Here is an 11,963-nt window from a genome sequence, read left to right on the forward strand (position 1 = left end):
GCGGGGCGGCTGCGGGGCCGTCAGGACCGGGCCAGCCAGTCACGGCCGGCCTGCGCCTCCGCCTCCAGGGCGCGGCGGACGGCTGCGGCGGCGGCCTCCTCGACGGCCGCGGCGAACAGGGGGACCGAGGCGTGCACGACGCCGTCGACGACCTGCCGGGTCCCGCCGTCGTCCGTCGGGACCAGGAGCAGGGTGCCGGTGAGACGGACCGGGGCGCCGGTGATCTCGACGACCACGGTGCCCGTGTAGCGCCCCTCGGTCGGGGGTTCCCACGCCTCCGCCTGGCGGATCTCCAGCTGGTCGCCCACCACGTGCCGCAGGTGGACGGGGATGACGTCGGTGGGCAGGGTCCGGCGCAGGGCCACGGTGAACCCCGCGTGCGGCGAGCCGGACTGGTCCACCACGGTCGCGGCGGCCGCACCCGGGTCGCGGGCCCGCCAGCGCAGGAACTCCGGGTCGCTGAGCATGGCGGCCACGGAAGCCGTGTCCGCCGGGTAGGTCAGCTCCACCGTCAGGTGCACGTCCACACCCTACCGGCGCCGTCGGGCACCGTGCGGGCCCGTAGGCTGGTGGGCGTGTCCGCCATGAGTGACCTGATCGCCGAGCACGCCGACCTGCACGAGGGGGACGGCGAGTGGCTCCACCTCCTCGTCGGCGACTGGCAGATCGTCTCCGACCTCGCCTTCGCCGACCTCGTGCTCTGGCTGCCGACCCGCGACGGCCGCTTCGTCGCGGTGGCGCAGTGCCGGCCCAGCACCGGTGCCACCGTGCACTACGACGACGTCGTGGGGTCCTTCGCACCCGACGGGCAGACGCCGCAGCTCACCGCGGCGATGGCCGAGGCGCGCGCCCAGCGGTCCCGCGAGCCCCGGTGGTTCGGCGCGTACGCCGTCCGGGAGGAGGCCGTGCCCGTCGTCCACGAGGGCCGCGCGATCGCCGTCGTCGCCCGGCAGACCAACCTCGGGTCCGGGCGGACGCCCAGCCGCCTCGAGCTCAACTACGTCGAGTCGGCCGACGACCTGCTCGCGATGATCGGGCGCGGGGAGTACCCGTCGCCCAACGCCGCGACGGGGCCGCGGCGGGGCGCGCCGCGCGTCGGGGACGGCCTCATCCGGCTGAACTCCGAGGGCGAGGTGCTCTACGCCAGCCCCAACGCGCTGTCGTGCTTCCACCGGCTCGGTGTCATCGGTCCGCTGGTCGGCCAGTCGCTCGTCGAGGTCACCGCCGGGATCGTCGAGCAGCAGAACACCGTCGACGAGTCCATGCCGCTGGTCGTCATGGGTCGCGCGCCCTGGCGCACCGACATCGAGGCCGGCCGTGTGGCGCTGTCGTTGCGCGCCCTGCCGCTGACCGACCACGGTCAGCGCATCGGCGCCGTCCTGCTGTGCCGCGACGTCTCCGAGCTGCGTCGGCGCGAGCGCGAGCTGATGACCAAGGACGCCACGATCCGCGAGATCCACCACCGGGTGAAGAACAACCTGGCCACGGTGGCCGCCCTGCTGCGGCTGCAGGCCCGCCGCATGGACGTCCCGGAGGCGCGGGCCGCGCTGGAGGAGGCGATGCGGCGCGTCGCCACGATCTCGCTGGTGCACGAGTCGCTGTCGCAGACGCTGGACGAGCAGGTCGGGCTCGACGACATGCTCAAGCGGGCGCTGCGTCTCGCCGCGGACGTGGCCTCGACCCACACCTCGGTGCGCACGGAGCAGCAGGGGTCCTTCGGGATGATCCCCGCGCCGGACGCCACGCCGCTGGCGCTGGTGCTCACCGAGCTCGTGACGAACGCCGTCGAGCACGCGTTCCCCGACCGCGAGTCCGGGACCGTGTGGATCGACGTGCAGCGCGAGGCCGCGGGGCTCCGTGTGGTCGTGGCGGACGACGGCGTCGGCATGCGGGACGGGATCGAGCAGCTCGGGCGGGCGTCGCGGAGCGGGCTCGGCTCGCAGATCGTCAAGACGCTCGTGACGAACGAGCTGCGCGGCACGATCGACTGGCGCCCCCGCGAGGGCGGCGGCACGGAGGTCGTGCTCGCGGTGGAGCTGCGCGAGGACTCCCACCGCTGACCGGCGGTCGTCGCCGCACGCGAACGCCCCCCTCGCTCCGGAGCGAGGGGGGCGTGGCGCGACGTGTCGCGAGGGGTCAGCCGGCGCGGCGCGCGCGAGCGGTGCGACGCTTGAGCGCGCGACGCTCGTCCTCGCTCATCCCGCCCCAGACGCCGGCGTCCTGACCGGACTCCATGGCCCACTTGAGGCAGGTGTCGACGACGTCGCAGCGACGGCAGACCGCCTTGGCCTCCTCGATCTGCATGAGCGCGGGGCCGGTGTTGCCGATCGGGAAGAAGAGTTCGGGGTCCTCGTCGAGGCAGGCCGCCTGGTGCCGCCAGTCCATGTCATCTCCTCAGTGCTCGTCCCCGGCCTCGGGCGCTCGACCCGGCGCATGCCGACGGCTGCCCGTCCGGGTCCGGTGTCGTCCAGGGGGGTTCGGAATCTGCCATCAAGACTCACACCTCGTGAAGCGCCGCACAAGGGGTTACACCGAGATTTCTGCCGCGTGAACCCTGAGGGTTTCATCACACTGCACAACGGGGCAGGTCAGCCGTATCATCACGACGATGCCCACCTCTGACGCCCCCTCGGGCCCGGCCGACGCCACCCCGTCCCCGGCCGGGATGCCCCGGGCTCTGCTCGCCGTCGTGGCGGGCGTCGGGCTCGAGGTCGTGGCGATGGTGGTCTTCGCCGGCGCGATGATCGTCGACCTCGTCGTGGGCCAGGCGGAGAGCCTCGGCGTCAGCCTCTTCACGGCCGCCTTCTTCCTCGCCCTCGCCTGGCTCCTGGGCTGGTCCGCGCGCGCCCTGTGGCAGGGCCGCCGGGGCGGCCGGTCGCCCGTCGCCGGCTGGCAGATCTTCCAGGGGCTGATCGCCATCGCGCTGCTGACCAGCGGGTCCCTGGTGGTGACGCTCGGCGGGGTGCTGGTGCTCGCGCTGGCCGCCGGCGTCCTGGTCTGCCTCATGACGCGCGGCGTCGTCGAGCACACGCTCGGCTGAGCCCGTCCCGGCCGCGACAGGCCGGGCCACCTGGACGCAGACCGCCTCCCCGGACCGGACCAGCGCGCCGCGCCCCGGTCGCGGCGGACCGGGGTCCGCGACGTCGGCGACCGGCGTCCCGAGCACCTCGTCCGCGCCCCGCTCGCCCGGCGCCAGCACCACCCCGGTGCGCCGCCCGCGCAGCTCGGCGAGCACCCCCCGGTGGGCCATCAGCGCCCCCTGGGTGGTCGCCGAGGCCACCACGCGCAGCCCCTCCTGCTGGAGCGCGGCGAGTCGTTCGGCCTCCAGCGGGCACGACTGCGCCACGGCGTCCAGGTCGTCGACGACGACGGTGCCCGACCCGGGCGACAGGGACTCGACGAGCCCCCGTACCGCCGCCGAGGACAGACCCGCCGTGGGTGCGGTCCCGGCGTCCTCGCGCAGGGTCCGGTCGCGGGAGACGACCGCGGCGAGCCGACCGCGCCGGGCGAGGGCCCGGGTGACGGTCCGCAGCGTGATGGTGCGGCCCGAGCCGTGCGGTCCGACGACCAGGGCGCCCTCGCCGACGTCGAGGGAGACCGGGGCTGCGCCGTCCCCGCCGAGCCCGACCGTCACCGCGGTCCCGTCTCCGGGTGCGGTGGTGCCGTGCGGGCTCGGGTCGGTTGCGGCTCGGCCGAGGTGCGCCGGGGTCACGTCCGCGGGGAGCGGCAGCACCCGCACGGGCGCGTCGGCGACCGGCGTGGCGCCGACCCGCGCGTCGTGCCACGGAGCGACCGGCTCCGGCGACAGCACCTGACAGGCCAGCGGGACCTCGTGGGTGAGCCAGACGGCACGTCCCGGCGGGCCGCCCGTCCCGGCGAAGGGCGCGGGCGCACCGAGCATGACGTCGGTGTGCTGGTCGGTGCCGAGCAGCACCAGCCGCGGTCCCACGCGCGCGGCCACCCCGCCCGCGGTGGCGCCGTCGGCCGTGACCGCGAACGCCGCACGGCCCGCGGAGAGCGCCGTGACGAGCGGGTCCCAGGGGTCGGTCCCGGCGAGGGAGGCGCGCAGGGCCGCGACGTCGTCGACCAGGACGAGGGGGGCCGGGCCACCGTCCGCACCGGTCGGCACGGGTGCGGCGAGGAGCTGCAGCAGGCGGCGCGCCCGGCGCGGGTCGTCGGCGCCGGCGAGCGTGCCGAACCCGGGACGGCCGGCGAGAGGGGCGAAGCGGTGCTGCGCGGCGGCGGGGGCGAGCACGTGCACCGCGCGGCCGCGCTCCAGCGCCGCCCGGGCCAGGGTGACCAGGGCGGTGGTGCGTCCGGACCGGGCGGGGCCCAGGACGGCGAGGTGGCCGTCGGCCGGACGCCAGCAGGCGGCCGTCCGGCGCTGGCGGTCGGGATCGTCGGCCAGCGCCAGGGGCAGCTGGTCGGGCCCGGCTGGGGCGTCCGGGGGCAGGTCGGCGACGGTGACCTGGGCCGGCAGGGCGGGGAGCCACGGTGCCGGGCCGGGGCGGTGGCCGCCCGCCGCGGCCGCCTCGCGCAGGACCGTGACGGCCGCGGCGACGGTGTCGGCGTCCTCGGGCCCACCGGGTGCCGTCGGAGCGGCAGCGGTTCCGGCCGGCGACGTCGGGTGCGTGCCGGGGACCCGCCGCACCGCCGGGGTCGACTCCCCGCCCGGTGCTCCCGCGTGGGCGCACTGGAGCGCGACCGGCGGTGCGGAACCGATGCGCAGCACGGCGCGGCCGGGGTCGCCGACCCGGATCGCCGCGGCGCCCGGGTGCTCGACGACGTCGCGCGAGTCGGCGGGGTCGACGACCCGCAGCGCGAGTCGTGCCGAGACGTTGGCGCGCAGGTCGGCGCCGACGGCACCGGCCGGGCGCTGGGTCGCCAGGACGAGGTGGACCCCGAGCGAGCGGCCCTGGGCGGCGATGCGGAGCAGACCGGGCAGGAAGTCGGGCAGGTCGTCGGCCAGGGCCCGGAACTCGTCGATGACCACCAGCAGCCGGGGCAGGGCTCCGCGCGGGAGATCGTGCGAGGCGGCGACGCCGTGGTCGGCGAGCACGCGCTCGCGGCGGTGCAGCTCGGCCCGCAGCCCGGCCAGGGCGCGGCCGGCGAGCCCGGCCTCGAGGTCGGTGACCTGCCCGACGACGTGGGGAAGCTCGGCGCAGCGGCCGAACGAGGCACCACCCTTGAAGTCGACGAGCGCGACGGCGAGGTCGGCGGGGGAGCGGGTGGCGGCCAGCCCGAGCACGAGGGACTGCAGCAGCTCCGACTTGCCGGCCCCGGTGGTGCCGGCCACGAGCAGGTGGGGCCCGTCGGCGTCGAGATCGAGGTCGACGGTGCGGCCCGCGGCGTCGCGGCCCAGCGGGACGCGCCAGGTGTCGGCGCGTGCCCAGCGGTCGGCGGGGTCGTCGAGGTCCACGAGGTCGGCCAGCGCGACCGAGGACGGCAGCCGCGGGTCGGTGGGGTCGGTGCCGTCGCTCTCCGGTGCGGTCGCCGCCTGCGCGGACGGCCCGGTCGCGGGGCGGCGCAGGTGGCGCAGACCCGCCAGCCGCCGCGCGGTGCGCTCCGCCCACCCGATGGTCACCCCGGTCGCAGGGGCGAGGGAGTCGGTGCCGTCGGGGGCGGTGCGCAGGACACGGCCGTCCGGGCCGATCGTCCAGGTGGTGCGGCACCAGGCCGGGGCGGGCACCGGACCGCCGGGGCCGTCGTCGGGCAGGCAGAGCACGACCACGCCCCCGTGGCGCGCCGTCCGGTCCGCCGTTGCGAGGTCGTCGGCGGTCGGGGCATCGGCGACCAGCACGCCCGGCGTGCCGTCCGCGGCCGGCTCGGGGTCCGCGGCGAGCCACCGGCACCAGCGCCAGGCGCCGCGGCCCGTGCCCACGGCGCGCACCGCGGCGCCCGTGGTCGCCAGGTCGACCACGACGGAGCGTGCCACGGACCGGACCGACGCGGCCGGCCCGCGCAGGCACAGCGCGGCGTCGGGCAGCATCGTGCCCGGCACGAGCGGCGGTGCCGGGGTGCCGGCGGTGGCGCGCTCGGCGAGCGCCCGCGCGGCCCGGCGCCAGGCACCGTCGGAGGCCTGGTGCGCCGCGGCGATCCGTGCGGCGGTGCGGCCCGGAGCGGCGCCGACGATCTCCGGGACGTCCGGGCCGACCGCTTGCGGGACCCGCCGGCGACGACGCACGGCCGCGACGACCTGCGGCACCAGCGCGACGACCGCGACCAGCGAGAACAGCGCGTACAGGGGCTGGCGCAGGGTCACCGCGAGCACGACCGAACCGAGCACGGGCACCAGTCCCGTCGCGAGCATCGCCGGCCCGACGGTCGGTGCGGTGTCCGTCGGTGCCGCCTCCGGGGCGAGCCAGACCTCGACGTCGCCGGACCGGTGCAGCGCGTACCGGACACCGGCGAGGTCGAGCTCGAGGTGGGACGGCCAGCGGCGTGACCACCACCCGGGACGCCGACGGCGGCGGCCGCCGGGATGCCCCAGCGTGGCGGGCCGCCCTCGGCCGGGCCACGGCAGACCGGGCCACCACGGACGGGCCCGTCCCGGTGCGGTGCCGTCCCTCGGTGGCGCGGGCGACAGCAGTCGGACCCGGACGCCTCCGCGCGCACCGGCGGTCACGCGGACCCGGTGCCTGCCCTGCGCGAGGGTCAGGGGTGCGCCGGGAGCCAGGGGCCGGGGCTCACCCGCGGCGAGCCCGGTCGTCGCCGCCACGCACCACGGGCTGCGCAGGGCCGCGACGTCCGCCGCGGCGTCCGCCGCGGCGTCCGCGGGGCCGCCGCCGGCGGGTCTGCCCAGGGCGCCTTCGCCGGACCGTGCGGGGCGCAGCACCGTGCCCGGCAGCAGGGGGCGGGAGCCGACCCGGGCGTCGTCACCCACGGGGCGGTCGTCGGCGAGCAGGTCGGCACGCAACAGCTCCGGGCGGCGCACGAGGTCGGCCAGCGGGGCGCGCAGGTCACCGAGCCGGACGTCGTCGGGCAGCTCGACGTCCTCGTCGGGGTGCAGGGTGAGGCTGACGGGCATGTCGCCAGCGTCCCGCCCTCGGGCGACCGCGCGCCGCCGTCGTCCACAGCCTGTGCACGACCGCGAGATCGACGCACCGTCCGTCGATCTCGGCCCGGGAACGTCGATCTCGCGGCCGGGCTGGAGCGCTCGGGCTCCTCGGGCTGCTCGGGCTGCTCGGGCTACTCGGTGGCGAGCGCCTCCACCGGGGGCGCCTTCAGCGCCGTGCGGGCGGGCGCCACCGAGGCGACCAGGCCGGCCAGGAGCGCCACCAGCAGCACCAGGCCCACCTCGAGCCACGGGACCGCGAGCGCCACGTCCCCCATGATCCCGAGCGCCGCCGCGGCGCCGGCCCACCCGTAGACCAGGCCCAGCACGACGCCGAGCACCGCGCCGACACCGGCGATGAGCAGACCCTCGATCGCGAGCATGCCGCGCAGCTGGGCCTTCGACAGCCCGATCGCGCGCAGCGTCGCGGACTCGCGGCGCCGCTCGATGACCGACAGCGACAGCGTGTTCGCCACCCCGATCAGGGCGATGACCACGGCCACCGCGAGCAGCCCGACGACGATGCCCAGCATCGTGTCGATCACCTGGTCGAACAGGGCGCGCTGGGACGCGACGCCGGTGACCTGGGCCGACTCGCCCGAGTCCGCCACGACGTCCTGGATCGCGCCGACGGCGGACGCGGCGTCCACGTCGTCGTCCAGCGCCAGGTACATCCCCGTCACCGGCGCGTCCGGGGACAGCGCCGCCAGGTCTTCGGTCGTCAGGTAGCTCGTGGAGCCGGAAGCACCGACCGCCACCGAGAGCTCCGTCGCGCCGTCGGTGTCCGTCAGCTCGACGGAGTCCCCGGAGCCCAGCCCCAGGTCCTGCGCCTGGTCGTGACCGACGAGCACCGTGCCCGGCTCGAGGCCCGCCAGGACGTCCGGGGAGTTCAACGCCTCCGCGCCGGCTGCCGGGTCGACGGCGGTGAGCGGCAGCCAGTTCGCGACCGACCCGGCGCCGGACGTCGCCTGCACCAGGATCTCCGAGACGTCGGTGGTCGCACCGACGCCGTTCACGGTGGCCACGTCGGCCCGCAGCTCGTCCGCCAGCGCCGCCTGCTCTCCGCCGGCGCCGTACTCCGCCGACGTGACCACCACGTCCACCGGGAACTGTTCGTCCAGCGCCGCCGTCAGCGACGTCCGGGCGCTCGCGGCCCCCGTGGTCATCATCGCCACGAGGGTCACGCCGATGAGCAGCGCCGTGCTCGTGGTCGCCGTGCGCCGCGGGTTGCGCAGCGTGTTCGCGGCCGCGAGCCGCGCCGTCGGACCCGAGGCCCCGACCAGCCGCCCGGCCGCCGCGGCGACCTTCGGCAGCCAGAAGACGGCCCCGACGGCCACGCCGACGAACGACAGCGCACCGCCGGCGATCCCGGCCAGCAGGCCGAGCGTCGGCTCCTGCCAGGCCGTGCCCAGCGCGGCGCCCGCGCCGAGCAGCCCGAAGCCGACGACGGTGGCCAGCAGCGACAGCACCAGACGGACCTTCCCGGCCCGACGCGCCATCGTAGGGGAGTCGGCCGGACGCAGCGCGGCCAGCGGTGCCACCCGGGTCGCGACCCGGGCGGGGACCAGTGCGGCACCGACGGTGACCAGGGTGCCGACCAGCACCGGGACCACCACGACCTGCCAGGTGAGCGTGACGGTGTCCGGCAGCGGCACGGGGACGTCCAGGGCGTGGGCCACCCACAGGGCCGTCTGCCCGAGCACCGTGCCGAGCAGCACGCCGGCCACCGAGGCGGCCAGGCCGAGGATCGCGGCCTCGGTGAGCACGCCGCGTCCGACCTGCGCCTTGTCCGCCCCCACGCAGCGCAGCAGGGCCAGGGTGCGGGCCCGCTGGGCCACCAGCACCTGGAACGTGTTGGCGATGACCAGCCCGGCGACCACGAGGGCGATCGCCGCGAACGTCAGCACGAACACGAGGAACATCAGGTCCTGGCCGCCGGTGAGCTCGGCGGCGGACTCGGCCGCCCGCTCGTCGGTGGTGACCACCCACCGGGGGGCGTCCGTGCTCGTGGAGCCGCCGACGGTCTCGGCGAGCGCGGCCTGCGTCGCCGCCACGTCCGTGCCGTCCGCCACGACGACGGCGGCCTCGGTCACGGCGACCGGTTCGCCCCGGGCCTCGGTCTGCCACGTCGTGTACGTCGCGGGGTCGACGACGGCGGCACCCCCGGTCTGCGCGTACGCCCCGTACGGGTCGTCCAGCAGCCCGACGACGGTCGGGGACTCGGCGACCTGCTCCCAGGATCCGTCCTGTCCGGTCACGTCGCGCTGGACGTCGACCGTGTCACCGACGCCGACGCCGAGCCGGTCGGCGACGTCGGCGGGCAGGGCGATCTCGTCGGCGGCGGACGGCATCGCGCCCTCGGTCACCTCGAGGGGCATGAGCCGCTCGTCGGCGGTGGGGACGACGCTCTGGTAGACCGAGCGGGCCCCGTCGGTCAGCTCGGCGTAGGTGGACGTCACGGGCGCCACGGCCGCGACGCCGTCGGTCGCGGCCAGCGCGTCGACGTCGAGCGGGTCGTCCGTCGTGGCGCCCACGACCAGGTCGGCGTCGCCGTACTGCGCGGCGATGGAGTCGTAGGTCGTGCGCGTGATGACGCCCGAGGCCAGCAGCGTGGCGGCCACGAACGCCGTGCCGATGACGATCGCGATGCCGGCGGCGGCGAGCCGGCCCGCGCTGCGGCGCATCTGCGCCAGCGTGATCCGCAGCATCAGGCACCCGCCCGCGTGCCGTCGTCGGACGGGGTCCCGGTCACCGGGGCCTCGAGGGAGCGCAGCGCGTCCAGCCCGGCGAGCACGGCCTCCGGGGTCGGGTCGGAGATCTCCCCGGCGATGCGGCCGTCGGCGATGAGGACCACCCGGTCCGCGTACGCGGCGGCCGTCGGGTCGTGGGTGACCATGATGATCGTGCGGCCCAGCTCGCGCACGGACCGGCGCAGGAAGCTCAGGACCTCCACCCCGGCGCGGGAGTCCAGGTTGCCGGTGGGCTCGTCGGCGAAGACGACCTCCGGCTGGGCGATGAGCGCACGGGCGACGGCGACGCGCTGCTGCTGGCCGCCGGACAGCTCGCTCGGGCGGTGGGTGAGGCGCTCGGACAGCCCGAGCGTGGTCACCAGCGTGTCGAACCAGGCACGGTCCACGCTCCCGCCGGCGAGCTCGACGGGCAGAGTGATGTTCTGCTCGGCGGTGAACATCGGCAGCAGGTTGAACTGCTGGAAGACGAACCCGACGCGGTCGCGGCGCAGCCTCGTCAGGTCCTTGTCGCCCAGGGCGGTCACGTCGGTGGAGCCGAGGAACGCCTGCCCGCTCGTGGCGCTGTCGAGGCCGGCCAGCAGGTGCATGAGCGTGGACTTGCCCGACCCGGAGGGCCCCATGATCGCCGTGAACCGGCCGGCCGCGAAGTCCACGTCGACGCCGTCCAGGGCGCGGACCTGCGCCTGGCCGGTGCCGTAGGTCTTCGTCAGGGCCCGGGCGCGTACCGCAGGGGTCTGGTCGCTGGTGGCCACGGCGCCGGGGGCGCCGTCGTCGATCGGGACGTACACGGTGGTGTCCACGGGATGCTCTCCGCATGTCTGGTGCTGGCGGCTCCCGGCGGGGAGCGCGATGACAGCACCGACGCTACGGAGCGCCGGCCGCGGCGTCGTCGGCCCGGAGGCTGGTCCCGGCGGGCGTCCAGGTCATCCTCAGGGATGACCTGGACCCCGTGCGCCCTCCGGGTTCCCCCGGACGCGGCGGGGGACCGGAGGGCCTCGGCTCAGCGCGGCGGCCAGAGATGGGACGAGGTGACCGTCATCCAGGCGCTCACCCGGGGGTTGTCACGGACGGCGTACGGCTTGCCGGTGTAGTGCCGGGCGAGGCGGTCGATGTCGGCCAGGTCCGGGTCGTCGACGAGCTCGACCTCGCCGCGCAGGCTCACGTGGTGGTACCAGCTCGCGTCCAGCACCGTCAGCGAGACCCGCGGGTCGTGCTCGAGGTGCCGCAGGCGGGCGCGGCCGGCGTCGAGGTTGAGCAGGACGCGCTGCGAGTCGTCGTCCCAGAGGTACCAGGTGGCCACCGACACGGGTGCCCCGGAGGGCGTCACTGTGGCCATGACGGCCGGGTTCGGACGGCGGAGCAGCTCGACGGTCTCGGGCTTCAGGGGAGTGGTCGCCATCGGTCCATTCTGCGGGGTGGTCAGCCGTCGTCGCGCAGGCGGGCCCGCACCAGCACGAAGACCGCCGCCGACAGCAGCAGGCCGGCGAGCAGGACGAGCCACACGTACGTCGGACCGCCGACGAGGCTCTCCAGCAGGACGCGGCTCTGCGACGTCGGGTCGGCCAGGACCACGGCCACGAAGGCGGCCACGACGGCGATGATCACCCCGGTCAGGACCCGCTCCCACCTCTTGTCCAGCCGGGAGTGGTCCATGACCCGCCGGCCGGCCCGGACGATGTGGCGCGCGCGCAGCAGGCGCAGCGCACCGACCGCCCGCACCAGCCGCAGGAGCTGGGTCGGGCCGACGGCCAGCACCGCCGAGACCACGATGGCCAGCGTCACCACGACCAGCCACCGGTGCTGCCACACCCACCGCCGCTTGTCGCCGGAGACCGCGAACAGCACGACCGTCTCCGCGAGCAGCACGGCACCGGTGAGCAGGCTGCCGACGGTGCCGACCGTCGCGTAGGGCTCGGAGAGCAGGGTCAGCCAGACGGCGGGCACGGAGGCCAGGGCCGCGACGATCACCGGCCAGGCGAACCGCCGTTCCCAGCGCTCCTCGGCCGGCTCGGCCGGCTCGGCCTGCTCTGCCGTCTCTGTCTGCTCGGCCCGCGGGGTCTGCCGGGTCTGCTCGGTCGACGGCTCCTCCGTCACGGAGGAGCCGCGCTCGACGGGGGACTGGCGGGACACGGCACCCAGGGTAGAGGCAGCCGGCCCGG

At 76.5% G+C, this 11,963-nt stretch carries 8 protein-coding genes; 1 reads left to right on the plus strand and 7 read right to left on the minus strand.

All coding sequences use genetic code 11. From position 1 onward, the window contains the following. Positions 1-20: 20 nt before the first annotated feature. Positions 21-521 (minus strand): DUF2505 domain-containing protein, encoded by a 501-nt coding sequence (locus V5O49_RS05155; RefSeq protein WP_332901286.1) that lies wholly within the window; start codon positions 519-521, stop codon positions 21-23. Between the two features lie 63 nt (positions 522-584). Between V5O49_RS05155 and V5O49_RS05160 the strand changes: the two genes are divergently transcribed. Then, positions 585-2,060 (plus strand): sensor histidine kinase, encoded by a 1,476-nt coding sequence (locus V5O49_RS05160; RefSeq protein WP_332901339.1) that lies wholly within the window; start codon positions 585-587, stop codon positions 2,058-2,060. Between the two features lie 76 nt (positions 2,061-2,136). Here the strand turns inward: V5O49_RS05160 and V5O49_RS05165 are convergent, their stop codons facing one another. The 6 genes from V5O49_RS05165 to V5O49_RS05190 all read right to left on the minus strand — a co-directional run bounded on the left by V5O49_RS05165 (position 2,137) and on the right by V5O49_RS05190 (position 11,934). After that, on the minus strand, positions 2,137-2,385 hold the full coding sequence (locus V5O49_RS05165) for a WhiB family transcriptional regulator (RefSeq protein WP_171247655.1): 249 nt from the start codon (positions 2,383-2,385) through the stop codon (positions 2,137-2,139). A gap of 181 nt (positions 2,386-2,566) precedes the next feature. Further along, positions 2,567-7,027, minus strand: a complete 4,461-nt coding sequence (locus V5O49_RS05170; RefSeq protein WP_332901287.1) for an FtsK/SpoIIIE domain-containing protein — start codon at positions 7,025-7,027, stop codon at positions 2,567-2,569. Positions 7,028-7,188: 161 nt separating this feature from the next. Then, a complete protein-coding gene (locus V5O49_RS05175) occupies positions 7,189-9,762 on the minus strand; it encodes an ABC transporter permease (RefSeq protein ID WP_332901288.1) in 2,574 nt (857 codons plus the stop codon). Next, complete coding sequence (locus V5O49_RS05180) at positions 9,762-10,604, minus strand: ABC transporter ATP-binding protein (protein WP_405001140.1); 843 nt, start codon at positions 10,602-10,604, stop codon at positions 9,762-9,764. Before V5O49_RS05180 ends, V5O49_RS05175 begins: the two co-directional genes overlap by 1 nt. Positions 10,605-10,804: 200 nt before the next feature. Then, positions 10,805-11,203 (minus strand): PPOX class F420-dependent oxidoreductase, encoded by a 399-nt coding sequence (locus V5O49_RS05185; RefSeq protein WP_332901289.1) that lies wholly within the window; start codon positions 11,201-11,203, stop codon positions 10,805-10,807. Positions 11,204-11,223: 20 nt separating this feature from the next. Then, positions 11,224-11,934: a hypothetical protein gene (locus V5O49_RS05190; RefSeq protein ID WP_332901290.1), complete on the minus strand. Its 711-nt coding sequence runs from the start codon at positions 11,932-11,934 to the stop codon at positions 11,224-11,226. Positions 11,935-11,963: the final 29 nt, after the last annotated feature.

This window comes from Isoptericola haloaureus (assembly GCF_036689775.1).
Classification (GTDB): Bacteria; Actinomycetota; Actinomycetes; order Actinomycetales; family Cellulomonadaceae; genus Isoptericola; species Isoptericola haloaureus.